Source organism: Pseudomonas sp. RIT-PI-q (assembly GCF_001297125.1).
Lineage (GTDB): Bacteria > Pseudomonadota > Gammaproteobacteria > Pseudomonadales > Pseudomonadaceae > Aquipseudomonas.
In genome coordinates this window covers 114,594-133,201 of the sequence record NZ_LHPC01000077.1, presented here as the reverse complement: position 1 = coordinate 133,201, position 18,608 = coordinate 114,594, and the positions used below count along the sequence as shown (strand labels likewise).

The window sequence follows — 18,608 nt, the reverse complement described above, 5'->3', positions numbered from 1 at the left end:
GTGTACGACACCAAACCTGTGGGAGCGTGGCTTGCCCGCGATGACTGACTGCCAGTCACCACCGAAGCAACGGTCGATCGGGTTATCATGCCCGCCCGCTCCCGCCTCGACTTCAAACCATGACCTACAGCGTTTCCCCCATCGGCTTCGTGCGCTCCTGCTTCAAGGAGAAGTTCGCGATCCCGCGCCAACCGCAATTGGCCCCGGCCGCTCGCGGTGTCCTGGAACTGGTGCCGCCGTTCGATCAGGGTGATGCGGTGCAGGGCCTGGACCAGGTCAGCCACGTCTGGCTGCTGTTCCTGTTTCATCAGGCGCTGGAAGAAAAGCCACGGCTCAAAGTCCGCCCACCTCGCCTCGGTGGTAACAAATCCATGGGCGTATTCGCCACCCGCGCTACGCATCGGCCCAATGGCATCGGCCAATCGGTGGTCAAACTGGACAAGGTCGAAGCCAATCGCCTGTGGATATCCGGCATCGACCTGCTGGACGGCACGCCGATTCTCGACATCAAACCCTACGTGCCTTACGCCGACATCATCGACAGTGCCTCCAATACCATCGCCAGTGCCGCGCCGCAGCTGATTCCCGTGCAGTGGACGGACTCTGCGCTGCAACAGGCTCACACACACGCTCAGCGCCTTGAAGAGCCTTTGGTGGCACTGATCGAGCAATGCCTGGCACAAGACCCACGCCCGGCGTACCAGATGCCTGCACCCGAACGCGAATACGGCGCGCAGCTTTGGGATGTCGACGTGCGCTGGCATTACCCGACGCCCGAGTTGATCCGCGTCCTCGAAGTCATCCCTGCAAACACCTGAACCGCCAGAAACGAAAAAGCCCGCGCTGCCTTCAAGCAACGCGGGCTTTTGATCTCTGTAGGAGCGAGCTTGCTCGCGATGGTCTCGAACACGCCGCGTTTAATCCATTAAGCGCGCGTTATCGTTGACGACCTTCGCGAGCAAGCTCGCTCCTACAGGTCAGCTGTCACTTCTCGACGAACGCACGCTCGATCAGGTAGTCACCCGGCTCGCGCATCCGCGGCGAAACTTTCAGGCCGAAGCTGTTCAACACTTCGCTGGTCTCGTCGAGCATGCTCGGGCTGCCGCACAGCATGGCGCGGTCGTCCTGCGGGTTGATCGGTGGCAGGCCGATGTCGCTGAACAGCTTGCCGCTGCGCATCAGGTCGGTCAGGCGCCCTTCGTTCTCGAACGGCTCGCGGGTCACGGTCGGGTAGTAAATCAACTTGTCACGCAAGGCGTCGCCGAAGAACTCGTTCTGCGGCAGGTGCTCGGTGATGAACTCGCGGTAGGCGACTTCGTTGACGTAACGCACGCCGTGGCACAGGATCACTTTTTCGAAACGCTCGTAGGTTTCCGGGTCCTGGATGACGCTCATGAACGGCGCCAGACCGGTGCCGGTGCTGAGCAGGTACAAATGTTTGCCAGGCTTCAAGTCGTCCAGTACCAGCGTGCCGGTAGGCTTCTTGCTGATGATGATCTCGTCGCCTTCCTTCAGATGCTGCAGCTGGGAAGTCAGCGGGCCATCAGGCACCTTGATGCTGAAGAACTCCAGATGCTCTTCCCAGTTCGGGCTGGCGATCGAGTAAGCACGCATAAGCGGGCGGCCGTTGGGCTGTTGCAGGCCGATCATCACGAACTGACCGTTCTCGAAGCGCAGTCCCGGATCGCGGGTGCACTTGAAGCTGAACAGAGTGTCGTTCCAGTGATGAACACTGAGGACACGCTCGTGGTTCATGTTGCTCATGTACGTGGGACTCCTGGAGATTTTGCCTGCGCCGCTGTGCGCAATTGCATCGCATTCTAATAGCAGAGACAATATCTGTTAAATGGATTATTAAGATAAGGGTTATCGGTTATATAGATATGCGATTTACTCTCCGTCAACTTCAAGTATTCGTCGCCGTCGCCCAGCAGGAAAGCGTATCCCGTGCTGCGGGTCTGCTCAACCTCTCGCAGTCGGCGGCGAGCACCTCGATCACCGAGCTAGAGCGCCAGTCCAGCTGTCAGCTGTTCGACCGCGCCGGCAAACGGCTGAGCCTCAATGCCCTCGGCAAACAACTGCTGCCGCAAGCCGTGGCGCTGCTCGACCAGGCCAAGGAAATCGAAGATTTGCTCAACGGCAAGTCCGGTTTCGGCTCATTGGCGGTCGGCGCGACCCTGACCATTGGCAATTACCTGGCGACTTTGCTGATCGGCAGCTTCATGCAGCGCCATCCGGAAAGTCAGGTGAAGCTGCACGTGCAGAACACTGCCAACATCGTGCAGCAAGTCGCTCACTATGAAATTGATCTGGGTCTGATCGAAGGCGATTGCAGTCATCCAGACATCGAAGTCCAGAGCTGGGTCGAGGATGAGTTGGTGGTGTTCTGCGCCCCACAGCATCCGCTGGCCAAACGCGGCACAGCGACCATGGAAGAGCTGACCCACGAGGCCTGGATTCTGCGTGAGCAGGGCTCTGGCACGCGCCTGACCTTTGACCAGGCCATGCGTCACCATCGCAGCGCGCTGAATATCCGCCTGGAGCTGGAGCACACCGAAGCGATCAAACGCGCGGTGGAGTCAGGTTTGGGGATTGGCTGCATTTCGCGCCTGGCACTGCGCGACGCCTTTCGTCGTGGCAGTCTGGTGCCGGTGGAGACACCGGATCTGGACCTGGCGCGGCAGTTCTATTTCATCTGGCACAAACAGAAATATCAGACCTCGGCGATGCGCGAATTCCTCGATCTGTGCCGCGCCTTCACCGCCGGGGTTCAGCGCAGCGACGAAATCGTCCTGCCGACCATCGCTTAAAGCAGGATCACCGCCCACACCAGCGCGATCATGGTCAATGCCACGAACTGCGCGGCGCTACCCATGTCTTTTGCATTCTTCGACAGCGGGTGCAGCTCAAGGGAGATGCGGTCGATAGCTGCTTCTACTGCCGAATTGAGCAACTCGACAATCAACGCCAGCAGGCACACTGCAATCAACAGCGCCTGCTCGACTCGGCTGACATTCAGGAAGAACGAAATCGGGATCAGGATGACGTTAAGCAACACCAGTTGCCGGAAAGCCGCTTCGCCGGTGAAAGCTGCGCGCAGGCCATCCAGTGAATAGCCAGAGGCGTTGAGGATGCGTTTTAGGCCGGTCTGGCCTTTAAAAGGGGACATAGAGTGGGCAACTGAACCAAAAAGGAATGGGAAAGCTAGATCAAGCAAAGTCAAAAAAGCGTGAACATGCAGCGCTTGATTAGCTCGAAATTGACTCAAGTTGTTGCAAGAGCAACGCTGCCTGAGTTCGGGTCCGCACATTCAGCTTGCGGAAAATCGCCGTGACGTGGGCCTTGATAGTCGCTTCGGAAACGCTCAGCTCGTAGGCAATCTGCTTGTTCAACAACCCTTCGCAGACCATGGTCAGCACCCGGAACTGCTGGGGCGTCAGGCTCGCAAGGCCTTCACTGGCGGCCTTGGCTTCAGCGGAAACGCTGACCGCTTCGAACGCCTGGGGCGGCCAGAAGACGTCACCATCGAGTACCGCACGGACGGCTTTTTGAATGACGCTCAGGTCGCTGGACTTGGGAATGAAACCGCTGGCGCCGAACTCACGAGACTTGACCATGATCGAGGCTTCTTCCTGGGCCGAGACCATCACCACCGGAATCTGCGGGTACTGACCGCGCAACAGCACCAACCCGGAAAAACCGTAGGCCCCCGGCATGTTCAGGTCCAGCAGCACCAGATCCCAGTCGGCTTTTTCGTCCAGACGGGTTTCCAGCTCGGCAATGCTGGCCACTTCCACCAGCCGGACATCCGGGCCAAGGCCCAGGGTCAACGCTTGATGCAGGGCGCTACGAAAAAGAGGGTGGTCATCGGCAATCAGGATTTCGTATGTGGCCATTTTTCAAATGATCCTGTTTTTCAAACAACTCTAGGTGCAGCCACGGAGCTACACCAGCAGGGCACGTTCAACGCCAATTACGTGGCTATTCACGAAAAAATACGGCGTATCAAACTTTGGCCGCGCCCTAATCGGCGCCAAGCATGCCCAGCGAAGCCGGGGTGGTCAAGGTGCATGGCCAGTACAGTTCTTTGCAGTATGGGCGACAATCAGCACATGGCATGGGCGCCTTTCTGCACAAACGGCATCAGCTCGACGTGTGCCGGGGTAGAAACGTTCATTTCAAGCTGATGCTTGGCGTCGAGGTAGTGTTGGCTGAACACGTCGAAATAAGCGTCCAGCGCCGATGCGGCGTCGATGTCACCCGCCAGATCCAGGCACAAGGCAGCGACTTCGGCCGTGCAAAGGTGTTCGCTGCGGGTAGACCGACGCAACCGGTAACGAGAGAGTTTCTCGGGCAGCAGGCTCAGGATTGGCAGCGCATCAAAATAAGGACTTTTGCGGAAAATCTTTCTGGCTTCGGTCCAGGTCGCGTCCAACAGAATGAACAAAGGGCGCTTGGCAGTATCGACTTCGACCGTATTAGTCACCCGTTCAGGCTCGACGTACTCGCCTGGAAAGACCAGGTACGGTTGCCATTGAGGGTCGGCGAGCAATGCCAGCAACTGCGGGTCAGTTTCCGTTCGCGACCAGATGAACGCATGGTTGTCGCGCACTACATCGGCAATCAACCAACCGGTGTTGCTCGGTTTGAACACTTCCTTGTTGGTCATGATCAGGCACACGCCGGAGCGGGTCTCGACGCGCGGGCGCCAGGCGCACAGGCAGTGGCTCTCGATCACGCGGCATTCACGGCAACGGGGCGCTCTCCAGCCACGGGCCTGAATCGGCTTGATGCCCTCTTCCTCTCGCTGATCGCGTAGGCGGGCGACGGCATTGGCGGCAAAGGGTGGCGTTTCAGGGTTCACGAAAAACACTCGGCAGGCAGAAAGTGCCGGCAGTTTATCAGAGCAGCCAGCGCAAGCCTGTACCGTCCAGGCCTCCTCCCCTATAATTCGCCGCCACTGAACGCACAGTCATGTGACGGGTCGAACCACCAGTCACTGAACCAGGAGAGTTTCATGCTGCGCCTTATCGTTCCCACCGCTGCCATTTTACTGGTGTCGTCTTTCAGCGCTCAGGCTGCGTCCTTGAGTGAGCAGAATCTCAACAGAGAGCTGCGAAACGTCGCCACACAAAGCAGTGTTGGCACTCCACGGGCGATCAACGAAGACATCCTTGATCAAGGCTACACCGTCGAAGGCAATACGCTGATCAACCATCTGAGCGTACAAAGCAGCCACGCCAACAAGATGCGTGCCGACCCGAAAGCTGTGTATTTCCAGCTGGGCGCCTCTGTCTGCAACAACCCATCGTTCCGCAAACTGATGGCCAAGGGCGCGGTGATGCGTTACGACTTCACTGAGGTGAAGACCAATCGCTCGGTCGGCTCCGCCAGCTATCAGGAATCGGACTGCCCGAAAGCGGCCCCGAGCAAGAAGAAGTAATTACCGGGGATTGGCGCGCCGCTGTTCATCCTCGGCGCGCAGTTCTGCCAATAACGCCTGCAAGTAGCGCGAACGCCGCTCGGCCCCCTCCAAACGCCGGCAGCACTCCTCTTCGAGACTCAAATGATTGGTCTCGGCTGAAGACTTCAGCAATCGATACAGTTGCGTATCGATCTCTATCTCCAGAATCACTCTGGCCATGGCTCCCGCCTCCTTGCACTTCACTCGTGACGAGCGAGAAATCCTTGAAACCGCTTGTACCGTGCGCCCTGCCTTTGACGCAAAGTTGTCGTGATACGCCTGTAACTTAGTAAATCAGAGTGTCGGACACTCGGCTTGCCTTCAGACGAGTGGTGAAATCACCTTGCAAATCGTCAATAAGCGGTTGCCAGGAAAGACTTTGCGGCGCAATGATCGAGTCAGCACAAAACCCTGCGAGGGTCTAGATTCATAGTGTTCCCGTTCACTTTTTGCGGGCAGAAAAGGGGCTGCCTGTTGCACGTCCTGTTGTGCGAACGTTTCTTTCATCCAAGGGAAAAAACAGAGCCTGTATGGATGACTCGATTGCAACCCGAGTCATGTGGATCGCCCAGGCACGGGCCTGGGCAGACAGCGACACACGAGGTGTCGCGGCGCTGACGACTGCTTTGTCGGGGCCAAGGGTTCTGTGCAGAAGGAGAAGTTGAATGCCTTACCAACCGAATGACCTCCTGAGCCGTCATTTTGAAGAAAGCGGCCACGACCTCACCAGCAAGGTCGAAGAGCAACTCAACCTGGTTTCACCCAACAGCCCGAATATTCCGATTTACCGCGACATGATCCTGACCGTGTTGCGCATGGCCCAGGAAGACCACAACCGCTGGAACGCCAAGATCACCCTGCAAGCCCTGCGTGAACTGGAACATGCCTTCCGGGTACTGGAACAGTTCAAGGGGCGGCGCAAAGTCACCGTTTTCGGCTCGGCCCGAACACCGATAGAACACCCGCTGTACGGTTTGGCCCGAGAGCTAGGCGCCGCACTGGCGCGCTCGGACCTGATGGTCATCACCGGCGCCGGTGGCGGGATCATGGCTGCGGCCCACGAAGGTGCCGGCCTGGCACACAGCCTGGGATTCAACATTACCCTGCCCTTCGAGCAGCATGCCAATCCCACCGTGAATGGCACCACCAACCTGCTGCCCTTCCACTTCTTCTTTACCCGCAAGCTGTTCTTCGTCAAGGAAGCCGATGCCCTGGTCCTGTGCCCCGGCGGTTTCGGCACCCTCGATGAAGCGCTGGAAGTGCTGACATTGATCCAGACCGGTAAAAGCCCATTGGTGCCGGTGGTGTTGCTGGACGCCCCTGGCGGCAAGTTCTGGCAAGGTGCGTTGGACTTCATTCATCAGCAACTGGAGGAAAATCGCTACATCCTGCCGACCGACATGAAGCTCGTGAGCCTGGTCTACAGCGCCGAAGAGGCTGTGGAGCAGATCAACCAGTTCTACAGCAACTTCCACTCCAGCCGCTGGCTCAAGCATCAGTTCGTGATTCGGATGCATCACAAGCTCAGCGATCAGGCACTCGAACACATGCAAGAGGCATTTGCCGACCTGTGCCTGAGCGATCATTTCCATCAACACGTCTACAGCGGCGAGGAGCATGACGAACCGCAGTTCAGCCATCTGGCGCGACTGGCCTTCACCTTTAATGCCCGAGACCATGGACGCCTGCGGGAACTGGTGGACTACATCAACCTGCCGGAAAACTGGGCACAGCCCAAACCCCAAGCGCAACAGCGCACGCGGGAACCGTCAAAGGTGACGTGATGCAAAAAAAAACGGCCCGCTATCGAAATAGCGAGCCGTTTCATTCAATCGTCCATCCCTCGGCCGATGAACAAGCGGCTGATCATTTCCATGGAATATCCCCGATAACTCAGGAACCGCCCTTGCTTGGCGCGTTCTCGGGCGTCTATCGGTAAATGCCCGGAGAATTTACGTCGCCAGGTGTCTTCGAGTTGTTCCTGCCAGTTGATTCCGCTCTCGCGTAACGCGAGTTCGATGTCAGTGCGCTGCAGGCCCCGCTGGCTTAACTCTTCGCGAATACGCAAAGGGCCGTAGCCGGAACGGGCACGGTAGGAAACGAAGCTTTCGAGGTAACGGGATTCGGACAGCAGGCCCTCTTCCGTCAAGCGGTCGAGTGCGGTGTCGATCATTTCAGGGAGGGCGCCGCGCTGACGCAGTTTACGCGTCAGCTCGACTCGACCGTGCTCGCGTCGTGCGAGCAGGTCCATTGCGGTTCGCCGCACCGCGACGAGTGTATCGAGTACGGCGGTCATCGGATCAATCAGATATCCGCGTCAGCCAGGTCATCAGCAGTCTCTTTGACTGGCGATGCTTTGACATCCGGCGCTGGAGTCAGCAGCTTGTCGCGCAGCTGCTTCTCGAGCTTGGCGGCGATTTCCGGATTGTCTGCCAGGAACTTGGCCGAGTTGGCCTTGCCCTGACCGATCTTGGTGCCTTCATAGGCATACCAGGCGCCGGACTTCTCAACGAAACCGTGCAGAACACCCAGGTCGATCATCTCACCGTTGAGGTAGATGCCCTTGCCGTAAAGAATCTGGAACTCGGCCTGACGGAACGGCGAAGCCACCTTGTTCTTCACAACCTTGACGCGGGTTTCGCTACCAACGACTTCATCACCTTCTTTCACCGCGCCAGTACGACGGATGTCCAGACGAACCGAGGCATAGAACTTCAGCGCGTTACCACCGGTGGTGGTTTCCGGGCTGCCGAACATTACGCCGATTTTCATACGGATCTGGTTGATGAAGATAACCAGGCAGTTGGCGTTCTTGATGTTACCGGTGATTTTACGCAGCGCCTGGGACATCAGACGGGCTTGCAAGCCCACGTGCATGTCACCCATTTCGCCTTCGATTTCAGCCTTTGGAACCAGAGCTGCCACGGAGTCGACGATGATCACGTCAACCGCGTTGGAACGCACCAGCATGTCGGTGATTTCCAGGGCCTGCTCGCCGGTGTCCGGCTGGGAAACCAGCAGGTCGTCGACGTTGACGCCCAGTTTGCCGGCGTATTCAGGGTCGAGTGCGTGTTCGGCGTCGACGAATGCGCAGGTCGCGCCGGCTTTTTGAGCCTGGGCGATCACCGACAGTGTCAGCGTGGTTTTACCGGAGGATTCAGGACCGTAGATTTCAACGATACGGCCTTTTGGCAGACCGCCAATGCCGAGTGCGATGTCCAGACCCAGAGAGCCAGTGGAGATAGCCGGGATCGCCTGACGGTCCTGATCGCCCATACGCATTACGGCACCCTTGCCGAATTGACGTTCGATCTGACCCAGGGCCGCAGCCAAGGCTTTCTTCTTGTTGTCGTCCATTAAAGTCCTCACGTAATCAATAAGGCCTGACGGCCAACACCTGTATAAGTAGCCAGTATTATTCCACAGCGTTTCAGGATCGCCTACCCCTGATTTGAGATTTCTCCAGCAGCATGCCGCAGCAGCCCCTCTAGCGCGGCCTTCACCGTTTGTCGGCGGACCTCGTCGCGGTTGCCGGGGAAGTACTGAACCTCGCTGAACACCTGCTCGCCAACGCCCCAGGCCAGCCAAACCGTACCCACCGGCTTGCTGGGCGAACCGCCATCGGGCCCGGCCACGCCGCTGACCGCGACGGCAAAACGCGCCCGGCTTTTTTCCTGCGCACCGCGGACCATGGCCTCGACCACCTCGCGACTGACCGCCCCCACCGCAGGAAACAACTCCGCAGGAACATTCAATTGCTCGGTTTTCTGACGATTGGAATAGGTGACATAACCGGCCTCGAACCACGCCGAACTGCCCGGAATGCGGGTGATCGCCTCGCTGATCCCGCCGCCGGTACAAGATTCTGCAGCGGTGACGTGGGCATTGAGAACCTGCAAGCGCCTGCCAAGTTCAGCGGCCAGTTGGGTGATTTCTTTCACGGTCATCTCCTGAGCGAACGGAATGGGACTACCGTACACGAGCGTATCGCGCTTGCAAGGCGCAGGATCGATCAAAATGTTAGCGAGCGAGCGCTCTGACGCAAGCTTGGCAGGCGCGCGTGGTTGCCGAGCCCACCGGCCAACACGGCCAGTAACACAACATCGGCAAGACCCGCTGTAAAACCGGGTTCAGGCCAAAGGCTTGAATAACACCGCCCTCGCCCGCGCCCAGAGTTGCAAACGGTTTTGCAGCCCATTCAGACCGCCATTGATCCGACGGGTAATGCTGTTGAACTGGTCGCGATCAGCCAGTTCATTCAAGCCGCTGCGATTCCAGAACCAGGCGGCTGACTCGGCAGCCCACTGGGGTTGCTCGAGCAACTCGGGCTGATTCAGCAGTCGCTCATCGCCAAACAACGCCAGGCTGCATTGTCGATAGTTGTCACGACCGGTGATCTGGATCAGGCCACGGCCACGGTATTTTTGACCGTCGCCATCGGGCCCTGGCGTATTACCCAAGCGGGCGGCCAGAGTACCGGTGTCGTACTTGCTCAAGTAGGGGTCATCGCCCAATTCACACACGTATTGCAGCTGCCCTGACTCGTGGCCGACTTGCGCGAGGAAAGCGGCGATGCGTTTCAGGGTGCTTACGTTGTAGTGCGACATGGCGATGTTCAGAAATGAAATGAAAACGCCCGCTTGAGAGCGGGCGTTCGGCATAACGCTAAGTAGCTGTTCTTGCGTAATTGTCATAGGGGGCTGATTTAAGCAAAAGGTACTGTCCACAGGGAACCCGCGTCCTTGCAGGTCGGATGCCGGTCGGCACCGCAATTCGCCAATCCATTGGGCTTGGGTGTCAGAGATCCTGGCGGTTATCGCGTGGCGGCACTTCGCAAACGCCAATCCGTTTGGCGGCCCAACGTTCATAAAGGCCAATGGCAACATCTGCCCCGGCCATCGCCGTGAGGCAACCCAACGCGCAAGCAGCCCAGATCGACATGCCGGCGGCATACAACAGCATGAATGCCGAGACCCCGCAGACCATGCAGGCCCCCGAGCGCAAGGCCAGACGCCGCAGCAGCGACCAGCCACGAGCGCCCTCCTTGTCGGCACGCCACATTTCGCCGGACACAGCACCCATCAGGGCGAGGACGATGACCAGCCAGATCGGCATGTTCAGCAACGCTAGTTGCTCGTTTGTCATGTCTCGCCTCCTGGGGGTGATAGATGAGAGATATACGTCTTTCATACGGTGATGCTTGAGGTGCCCGGCGGAACGGTCGAACGAATCGTCGCGCTCTTATGCCAACTCATGCCAACCAATGTTCAGCGCAAGCGGGTCGGTGACGGGGTTAGCGGTTTCGAGGATGTTGTCGATTTTTTCTTCAACAATGCGTGCGTATTTCTTCATGTTCATATCCTTATTGATTTCAGAAACTGCCTGCATCAGGTAGGCATTCCAAAAAGCCCGGCACTTGCCGGGCTTTTCAGCAATGCGGTCCTTGCATTGTTTTCCGACCGCGGTCCCTGCCCGCCGGATAACTGCTTCTGGTGCTTTACGCTGCACACCCGGGTCAGTTGCCAACCCTCTGAACCGTTGAGGCCGGTTCATCGCTGCCTTTGCTTGTGGAACTGAAGAGCTTCGTTTCAAGCTGCTTTGTCGAGCGGCTTGAGACAAAGAATATGCATGGATGCATATACAGTCAATGCATAAATGCATTTATTTATGCGTTTTGAATGCGCTGACGCATGAAAGCCCCGTAGAGAAAGGCGTTGGCGGTTTTTGGCAGGCGAAAAAAAACCCACCGGATAGCGGGTTTTATCTGACAGGGATTAGGTTAACGGGCGTACATGCCCCACCAGAAAACGTGACCGAGGATGACGATCTGCTCTTCCTGGATTTCCTGGAAGGTGTAGTCCTCGTCCGGATGTTCATCGCGATTGAAGCTGCGCAGGCGAATCCCGGTCGGCAGACGATACAACTGCTTCACCCGCAACTGCCCGTTGTGATTGATTGCATAAAGGTCACCGTCAACGATATCGCCGATCCCGCACTTGCCGGCGTTAACCCCCACGGTGGCGCCATCGCGCAGTACCGGCAACATGCTGTTGCCACGCACCGTCACGCATTTGGCCTGGTCGAACTGCACACCGTTGTGGCGCAAGCTACGTTTGCCGAAGCGCAGGCTAGAGCGCTCGCTCTCTTCGATGACGAATCTTCCTGATCCCGCAGCCAATTCAACCTCGCGCAGAAAGGGGACCGAGACCTCGTCGTCGTCGACAGGCGTATCGTCGTCCCACAGGCTTATATCCTTGAGTTCCGAATGCACTGCATCGCGACCGGAATTGGCGGCGGACGCGACATCCGCGCGGCCTCGCAACTGGTCGGTGCTCACGGCGAAATACTCGGCGATCTTCGAGATGTGCTTGTCCGAGGGATCGACGATCTTGCCGCTGAGAATGCGCGAGAGTGTGGATTGAGGCACGCCGGTACGACGGTGAAGCTCCGTGGGGGAGATCCCGTGCTGATCGAGCAGCGCTCTTAAGACAGTAGAAACATTGCGTTTTTGCATAACGCGCATAGTGCTGGATCTTTTTACGCAAGACAAATGCTGATTTGCATAATCGGTGCATAAACAGCAGAAACGTATCGCACGGCTTTCATGCCTGCGTCGGGAGGACCGCCCATGTTAACCTTGCGCCCATCGCGGAAAAGCCGGGCCGACGTCCCTCCTTTGCCCTACACCTTTCAACGAATTTGCCTGATATCCGATGAATAAAGCACTCTCCGATCTGTCCTCTCACACGCCGATGATGCAGCAATACTGGCGCCTGAAGAACCAGCACCCTGACCAGTTGATGTTCTATCGCATGGGCGACTTCTACGAGATCTTCTATGAAGACGCGAAGAAAGCCGCCAAATTGCTGGACATCACCCTGACCGCCCGCGGGCAGTCGGCCGGCCAGGCGATTCCGATGTGTGGGATTCCTTACCACGCCGCGGAAGGCTACCTGGCGAAACTGGTGAAGCTCGGCGAGTCGGTGGTGATTTGTGAGCAGGTCGGCGACCCGGCGACCAGTAAAGGGCCGGTAGATCGTCAGGTGGTGCGGATCATCACGCCGGGTACGGTCAGTGATGAAGCCTTGCTGGATGAGCGTCGGGATAACCTCATCGCTGCGGTGCTGGGTGACGAACGCCTGTTCGGCCTGGCCGTGCTGGACATCACCAGCGGCAACTTCACCGTGCTGGAAATCAAGGGTTGGGAAAACCTGCTGGCGGAACTGGAGCGGGTCAATCCGGTGGAGCTGATGATCCCGGACGACTGGCCGAAGGATTTGCCGGCGGAGAAGCGTCGTGGGGTTCGTCGCCGTGCGCCGTGGGATTTCGAGCGCGACTCGGCGCTGAAAAGTCTCTGCCAGCAATTCTCGACCCAGGACCTGAAAGGTTTCGGCTGCGAGAACCTGACCCTGGCCATCGGCGCCGCCGGTTGCCTGCTGAGCTACGCCAAGGAAACCCAGCGCACCGCCCTGCCGCACTTGCGCAGCCTGCGGCATGAACGCCTGGACGACACTGTGGTGCTGGACGGCGCGAGCCGTCGCAACCTGGAACTGGACACCAACCTGGCCGGCGGTCGCGACAATACCCTGCAATCGGTGGTCGACCGTTGCCAGACCGCCATGGGCAGCCGCCTGCTGACCCGCTGGCTGAACCGCCCGCTGCGCGATCTGACGGTATTGCTGGCGCGCCAGACCTCGATCACCTGCCTGCTCGACGGTTACCGTTTCGAAAAGCTGCAACCGCAGCTCAAGGAAATCGGCGACATCGAACGGATTCTGGCGCGGATCGGTCTGCGCAATGCCCGTCCTCGTGACCTCGCTCGCCTGCGCGACGCCCTCGGCGCCCTGCCAGAACTGCAAGTCGCGATGACCGAGCTGGAAGCGCCGCACATCATTCAGTTGGCGAAGACCACCAGCACCTACCCGGAACTGGCGGCGCTGCTGGAAAAAGCCATCATCGACAACCCGCCCGCGGTCATCCGTGACGGCGGCGTGTTGAAAACCGGTTACGACGCCGAGTTAGATGACTTGCAATCGCTCAGCGAAAACGCCGGCCAGTTCCTGATCGACCTTGAAGCCCGCGAGAAGGCCCGCACCGGCCTGTCGCATTTGAAGGTCGGTTACAACCGCATTCACGGTTACTTCATCGAGTTGCCGAGCAAGCAGGCCGAATCGGCGCCGGCCGACTACATCCGCCGTCAGACCCTTAAAGGCGCCGAGCGCTTCATTACGCCGGAACTCAAAGCGTTCGAAGACAAGGCGCTGTCGGCCAAGAGCCGCGCCCTGGCCCGCGAGAAGATGCTGTACGAAGCGCTGCTCGAAGACCTGATCGCCCAGTTGCCACCGTTGCAGGACCCCGCCGCCGCACTGGCCGAACTGGACGTGCTGAGTAACCTCGCCGAGCGTGCGCTGAACCTCGACCTGAACTGCCCGCGTTTCGTCGACGAGCCATGCATGCGCATCACCCAGGGTCGTCACCCGGTGGTCGAGCAAGTGCTGACCACGCCGTTCGTGGCCAACGACCTGAACCTCGACGACAATACGCGCATGCTGGTGATCACCGGTCCGAACATGGGCGGTAAATCCACCTACATGCGTCAGACCGCGTTGATCGTGTTACTGGCGCACATCGGTAGCTTCGTGCCGGCAGCCAGTTGCGAATTGTCGCTGGTGGACCGGATCTTTACCCGGATCGGTTCCAGCGATGACCTGGCGGGTGGGCGCTCGACCTTCATGGTTGAAATGAGCGAGACCGCGAATATTCTGCACAACGCCACCGAGCGCAGCCTGGTACTGATGGACGAAGTCGGGCGCGGCACCAGCACCTTCGACGGCCTGTCCCTGGCGTGGGCGGCGGCCGAACGCCTGGCGGCTCTGCGGGCCTACACGCTGTTCGCCACCCACTACTTCGAGCTGACGGTACTGCCGGAAGCCCAGCCACTGGTAGCCAACGTTCACCTCAACGCCACCGAGCACAATGAGCGCATCGTGTTCCTGCACCACGTGCTGCCGGGGCCTGCCAGCCAGAGTTATGGCTTGGCGGTTGCGCAGCTGGCCGGCGTGCCAACTGAAGTGATCGTGCGCGCCCGCGAGCACCTGGGCCGACTGGAAGCCACCGCCCTGCCTCATGAAGTTCCCAAGCCAACCAAGGGCAAACTGGCCGCGCCGCAGCAGAGCGACATGTTCGCCAGCCTGCCGCATCCCGTGCTGGATGAACTGGCCAAGCTTGACCTGGACGACCTGACGCCACGCAGGGCGTTGGAAATGCTCTATACATTAAAGACACGGATCTAACGCACTTGCCTGCAAGCTGTTAGAATCTCGCGCGGTTTGGGATGCTGCAGGCTAATAGCCTGGCCTGCAGACTATCGCTCCCAAACCTGGCGACCCCCGTCCTAAAGGGGCTTCGCTGCCGCCGCCTGAGGAGAAAATTAGAAATGACCTTCGTCGTCACCGACAACTGCATCAAGTGCAAGTACACCGACTGCGTAGAAGTCTGTCCGGTGGACTGCTTTTACGAAGGCCCGAACTTCCTGGTGATTCACCCGGATGAGTGCATCGACTGCGCACTGTGCGAACCAGAATGCCCTGCCGTGGCCATTTTCTCTGAAGATGAAGTCCCGGAAGAGATGCAGGAATTCATTCAGCTGAACGTTGAGCTGGCGGAAATCTGGCCGAACATCACCGAGAAGAAAGAATCGATGCCCGATGCCGAAGAGTGGGATGGCGTCAAAGGCAAGATCAAAGACCTCGAACGCTGATTACCCCCGCGTTCCAGAAAAAGGCCCCACAAGGGCCTTTTTTGTTTTTCAAAGATCAAAAGATCGCAGCCTTCGGCAGCTCCTACAGGTGTACACATCCCAATGTAGGAGCTGCCGAAGGCTGCGATCTTTTGACTTTCCAGCAGGCAAAAAAAAGGGGCGGTTTGACCCGCCCACATTTTTTCCCTATTCCCTGTGTTCCTTTTCATCGTCCTGATGAATCGCGTCCTGCGATGTCCTTCCCCCTCATCCTTGAAGGGCGTGTCTGTCCGTCGACACAACCCAGATACTAGAGAGTTCCCAATCAAGAGCAATTGCCCCTCCGCGCAAAAACGGACTGTCATATGCTGTTAATCTAAAAAAATAAGCATGTTAATCAAATAGTTAAAACATACACGCGTAGGAAAATAGACGACTGCCACCCTGTAAAAATAACGAACACTTACGAAAGAGTAAGCAAAGACTTACAGCGCGAGACTACAAACCTGAGCGATTCCCGGCCCAACTTCCAGGCAACAAAAAGCCCCGAACCAGTCGAGGCTTTTGTTGCTTACCTGGCGAATGGCTTATTGAAACAGCGACTCGCTCGACAGGCCGTTCTTCTCCAGAATTTCCCGAAGTCGTTTCAGCCCTTCCACCTGAATTTGTCTGACCCGTTCCCGGGTCAGGCCAATTTCCAGGCCTACATCTTCAAGCGTGCTGCTCTCGTGACCGCGCAGGCCGAAGCGTCGAACAACCACCTCGCGTTGCTTGTCGGTCAGCTCCGAGAGCCATTGATCGATGCTCTGGGACAGGTCGTCATCCTGCAACAGTTCGCATGGATCGGTGGGACGGTCGTCGGTAAGGGTGTCCAGCAGGGTTTTATCCGAATCCGGACCCAGCGAGACGTCGACCGAAGAAACCCGTTCGTTCAGGCCAAGCATGCGCTTGACCTCACCCACTGGTTTTTCAAGCAGGTTGGCGATTTCTTCGGGTGAAGGTTCGTGATCGAGTTTTTGCGTCAGCTCCCGTGCAGCCCGCAGGTACACGTTAAGCTCTTTGACCACATGGATCGGCAACCGGATGGTCCGGGTCTGATTCATGATTGCGCGCTCGATGGTTTGACGAATCCACCAGGTTGCGTAGGTCGAAAAGCGGAAGCCGCGTTCAGGATCGAATTTCTCTACCGCCCGGATCAGCCCGAGGTTGCCCTCTTCGATCAGGTCCAGCAGCGACAGCCCACGATTGACGTAACGCCGGGCGATTTTCACCACCAGCCGCAGGTTGCTTTCAATCATGCGTTTGCGCCCGGCCGGATCTCCACTTTGCGACAGGCGCGCAAAATGAACTTCTTCTTCGGGGGACAGCAGAGGGGAAAAGCCAATCTCATTGAGATACAGCTGCGTGGCGTCGAGCGCCCGCGTGTAGTCAATGTACTTGTGTTGTTTCAACGAAGCGGAGTGTTTGGATTTGGCACGAACGGAAGGTGGAGCAGCCCCTTCATCATTCGACATCGAATCCGTACCGATGCCGGTCTCCATCAGGAGAACCTCATCGTCGATGTCAAACTCCGGCACTTCTTTACTGAGAGCCATTGTTATAGTCCTTTGGTGAGTTCGACCTCAGGCTCAAGCGACGCCTTTATCCTTGGCAGCGCTGGAGCCTGTTCCCTCTACGTGACGGAACAGGCTGGCAAGCAATCAACGACGTGGCAGGAATTGCAGCGGATCTACAGGTTTACCTTGGCGGCGAATCTCAAAATGCAGTTTCACCCGGTCTGTACCCGTTGACCCCATTTCGGCAATTGTCTGTCCGACCTTGACCTGCTGCCCCTCCCGAACCAACAGCCTGCGGTTATGTCCGTAGGCACTGACGTAGGTGTCGCTGTGTTTGATGATGACTAATTCGCCGTAGCCCCTTAAGCCACTCCCGGCGTATACCACCGTCCCATCAGACGCAGCTAAAACAGGCTGTCCCAAATCTCCGGCGATATCAATTCCTTTATTCAAACTGCCGTTTGAAGAGAATTTACCAATGAGAATGCCATTAGAAGGCCATCCCCAGCCGGTCGGGGCCGGGCCTGCCGGAGGCATCGGAGCGGGTGCAGGTTTGTTGGCGACGGACGGTGCAACCACCGCTGTACTCGTGGTAGCGCCATTTGGCTGGCGTCGAATTACCGTGGTTTTCAACGAGGATGAAGGTGTTGAATCCGGTGCACTGACCACCGTCGTCGGCGTTGAACCGGTGCGACCATCAAAGCGAATCGTCTGACCCGGATGGATCGTGTATGGCGTAGGAATGTTGTTCCGTGCCGCGAGGGCTTTGTAGTCCCACCCGTAGCGAAAGGCGATGGAGAACAAGGTGTCTTTCGGCCGAACGACGTACTGACCCGTAGTCACCGCCGGACGCTGGGCGACGGCATTGTTGCGATCGACGACGCGCACGTCGCTCGATTTGTTGCTGGAACAACCGACCAGCAAGGTGCTCAAGACAAGGCCAGTCACCAGGCGCTGAAAGCTCGTTATACCCATTCGCTGCGCAATGACTGTGAGACTCACCCGCCGCTCCCTTTGTGGTGGCTGAAAATGTGGATTGCCGTGTTCCGGCAAGAAATGTCGCAAGTATAACGGGCCGTACAGGCTTTACCTTTAATGCAGCGAAATGGCTTCGCGCACACGTTTGCTGCCTGACGATAAATCCCGTTTAACTTATCGATGCCGCTGTAAGACAGGAGCAATCGAAGAGAATTCAGCGCGTTGAAACAAATGCTCAGGCCAGTGGCCCATTGAGCAATGGCACAAAGCGCACAGACCCCAGAACACGCCTGGAAAAGCCCTGCTCTTCCCGGATGATCAGCATCAATTGTTGCACTTCGCCGGACCCGACCGGAATCACCAGTCGTCCTCCTGGCGCCAATTGATCGAGCAACGCCTGAGGGACATCGGTAGCCACCGCGGTCACTATAATGCCGTTGTACGGCGCCAGTGCCGGCCAGCCTTCCCAACCATCGCCCCAGCGGAACACCACGTTACGCAGGTTCAACTCGACCAGGCGTTCCTTGGCCCGATCCTGCAAAACCTTGATGCGCTCGACGGAAAAGACGCGTTCGACCAGTTGCGACAGCACGGCAGTCTGGTAACCCGAGCCGGTGCCGATCTCCATGACCTTGTCCAGAGGACCGGCCTCCAGCAGCAGCTCGCTCATGCGAGCGACCATATAAGGCTGGGAGATGGTCTGGTTGTTGCCGATCGGCAACGCCGTGTCTTCGTAGGCGCGATGAGCCAGCGCCTCGTCGACGAACAGGTGACGCGGTGTACGGCGGATGACTTCCAGCACCTTGGCGTTGGAAATCCCCTCTTCATACAGCCGCTGAATGAGGCGCTCGCGGGTCCGCTGAGAGGTCAT

General features: G+C 58.0%; 21 protein-coding genes. 6 read left to right on the top strand and 15 right to left on the bottom strand.

The features are described 5' to 3' along the window. The first annotated feature begins 119 nt into the window (after positions 1-119). Positions 120-818: a tRNA (N6-threonylcarbamoyladenosine(37)-N6)-methyltransferase TrmO gene (gene tsaA, locus AEQ67_RS32395; protein ID WP_059407863.1), complete on the top strand. Its 699-nt coding sequence runs from the start codon at positions 120-122 to the stop codon at positions 816-818. 166 nt (positions 819-984) lie between these two features. Here the strand turns inward: tsaA and fpr are convergent, their stop codons facing one another. Continuing rightward, positions 985-1,764, bottom strand: a complete 780-nt coding sequence (gene fpr / locus AEQ67_RS32390) for a ferredoxin-NADP reductase (RefSeq protein WP_008054100.1) — start codon at positions 1,762-1,764, stop codon at positions 985-987. Between the two features lie 119 nt (positions 1,765-1,883). Between fpr and AEQ67_RS32385 the strand changes: the two genes are divergently transcribed. Continuing rightward, positions 1,884-2,810, top strand: a complete 927-nt coding sequence (locus AEQ67_RS32385; RefSeq protein WP_059407861.1) for a LysR family transcriptional regulator — start codon at positions 1,884-1,886, stop codon at positions 2,808-2,810. Here AEQ67_RS32385 and AEQ67_RS32380 read toward each other — a convergent pair. The 3 genes from AEQ67_RS32380 to AEQ67_RS32370 all read right to left on the bottom strand — a co-directional run bounded on the left by AEQ67_RS32380 (position 2,807) and on the right by AEQ67_RS32370 (position 4,864). After that, positions 2,807-3,169: a diacylglycerol kinase gene (locus tag AEQ67_RS32380; protein WP_007947182.1), complete on the bottom strand. Its 363-nt coding sequence runs from the start codon at positions 3,167-3,169 to the stop codon at positions 2,807-2,809. The genes AEQ67_RS32385 and AEQ67_RS32380 overlap by 4 nt on opposite strands. Before the next feature lie 79 nt (positions 3,170-3,248). Then, positions 3,249-3,896 (bottom strand): response regulator transcription factor ErdR, encoded by a 648-nt coding sequence (erdR, locus tag AEQ67_RS32375; RefSeq protein WP_059407859.1) that lies wholly within the window; start codon positions 3,894-3,896, stop codon positions 3,249-3,251. Between the two features lie 209 nt (positions 3,897-4,105). Beyond that, the gene (locus AEQ67_RS32370) at positions 4,106-4,864 is read right to left on the bottom strand and encodes a tRNA-uridine aminocarboxypropyltransferase (RefSeq protein WP_059407857.1); all 759 of its coding nucleotides are present in this window, start codon (positions 4,862-4,864) and stop codon (positions 4,106-4,108) included. A 153-nt stretch (positions 4,865-5,017) separates the two neighbouring features. Here AEQ67_RS32370 and AEQ67_RS32365 point away from each other — a divergent pair, with 153 nt between their 5' ends. Beyond that, positions 5,018-5,443: a PA3611 family quorum-sensing-regulated virulence factor gene (locus AEQ67_RS32365; RefSeq protein WP_059407855.1), complete on the top strand. Its 426-nt coding sequence runs from the start codon at positions 5,018-5,020 to the stop codon at positions 5,441-5,443. On the opposite strand, the gene AEQ67_RS32360 is transcribed toward AEQ67_RS32365, so the two are convergent. After that, positions 5,444-5,644: a hypothetical protein gene (locus AEQ67_RS32360; protein WP_059407853.1), complete on the bottom strand. Its 201-nt coding sequence runs from the start codon at positions 5,642-5,644 to the stop codon at positions 5,444-5,446. 485 nt (positions 5,645-6,129) lie between these two features. On the opposite strand from AEQ67_RS32360, the gene AEQ67_RS32355 reads away from it, so the two are divergent. Continuing rightward, entirely contained in the window at positions 6,130-7,248 is a 1,119-nt protein-coding gene (locus AEQ67_RS32355) for a TIGR00730 family Rossman fold protein (RefSeq protein WP_059407851.1), read from the top strand. Between the two features lie 44 nt (positions 7,249-7,292). Here AEQ67_RS32355 and recX read toward each other — a convergent pair whose 3' ends face one another. The 7 genes from recX to AEQ67_RS32325 form a co-directional block, all read right to left on the bottom strand. Then, positions 7,293-7,760, bottom strand: a complete 468-nt coding sequence (gene recX, locus AEQ67_RS32350; protein ID WP_059407850.1) for a recombination regulator RecX — start codon at positions 7,758-7,760, stop codon at positions 7,293-7,295. Between the two features lie 8 nt (positions 7,761-7,768). Then, entirely contained in the window at positions 7,769-8,821 is a 1,053-nt protein-coding gene (gene recA / locus AEQ67_RS32345; protein ID WP_007907270.1) for a recombinase RecA, read from the bottom strand. An 83-nt stretch (positions 8,822-8,904) separates the two neighbouring features. Beyond that, on the bottom strand, positions 8,905-9,405 hold the full coding sequence (locus tag AEQ67_RS32340) for a CinA family protein (RefSeq protein ID WP_059408040.1): 501 nt from the start codon (positions 9,403-9,405) through the stop codon (positions 8,905-8,907). A gap of 189 nt (positions 9,406-9,594) precedes the next feature. After that, the gene (locus AEQ67_RS32335; RefSeq protein ID WP_059407849.1) at positions 9,595-10,158 is read right to left on the bottom strand and encodes a glycoside hydrolase family 19 protein; all 564 of its coding nucleotides are present in this window, start codon (positions 10,156-10,158) and stop codon (positions 9,595-9,597) included. 103 nt (positions 10,159-10,261) lie between these two features. Beyond that, entirely contained in the window at positions 10,262-10,609 is a 348-nt protein-coding gene (locus AEQ67_RS32330) for a phage holin family protein (protein WP_059407848.1), read from the bottom strand. Positions 10,610-10,705: 96 nt separating this feature from the next. After that, a complete protein-coding gene (locus AEQ67_RS35795) occupies positions 10,706-10,972 on the bottom strand; it encodes a hypothetical protein (RefSeq protein ID WP_152974947.1) in 267 nt (88 codons plus the stop codon). 271 nt (positions 10,973-11,243) lie between these two features. After that, complete coding sequence (locus AEQ67_RS32325) at positions 11,244-11,978, bottom strand: LexA family transcriptional regulator (protein ID WP_059408038.1); 735 nt, start codon at positions 11,976-11,978, stop codon at positions 11,244-11,246. Between the two features lie 199 nt (positions 11,979-12,177). Between AEQ67_RS32325 and mutS the strand changes: the two genes are divergently transcribed. Continuing rightward, entirely contained in the window at positions 12,178-14,757 is a 2,580-nt protein-coding gene (gene mutS, locus AEQ67_RS32320; RefSeq protein WP_059407846.1) for a DNA mismatch repair protein MutS, read from the top strand. Positions 14,758-14,900: 143 nt separating this feature from the next. Continuing rightward, positions 14,901-15,224, top strand: coding sequence for a ferredoxin FdxA (gene fdxA, locus AEQ67_RS32315; RefSeq protein ID WP_054047139.1), 324 nt, complete (start codon positions 14,901-14,903; stop codon positions 15,222-15,224). Between the two features lie 566 nt (positions 15,225-15,790). Here the strand turns inward: fdxA and rpoS are convergent. The 3 genes from rpoS to AEQ67_RS32300 all read right to left on the bottom strand — a co-directional run bounded on the left by rpoS (position 15,791) and on the right by AEQ67_RS32300 (position 18,608). Further along, positions 15,791-16,798, bottom strand: a complete 1,008-nt coding sequence (gene rpoS / locus AEQ67_RS32310) for an RNA polymerase sigma factor RpoS (RefSeq protein ID WP_059407844.1) — start codon at positions 16,796-16,798, stop codon at positions 15,791-15,793. Positions 16,799-16,903: 105 nt separating this feature from the next. Continuing rightward, positions 16,904-17,761 (bottom strand): peptidoglycan DD-metalloendopeptidase family protein, encoded by an 858-nt coding sequence (locus AEQ67_RS32305; protein ID WP_059407842.1) that lies wholly within the window; start codon positions 17,759-17,761, stop codon positions 16,904-16,906. 211 nt (positions 17,762-17,972) lie between these two features. Continuing rightward, positions 17,973-18,608: a protein-L-isoaspartate(D-aspartate) O-methyltransferase gene (locus AEQ67_RS32300; RefSeq protein ID WP_177333699.1), complete on the bottom strand. Its 636-nt coding sequence runs from the start codon at positions 18,606-18,608 to the stop codon at positions 17,973-17,975.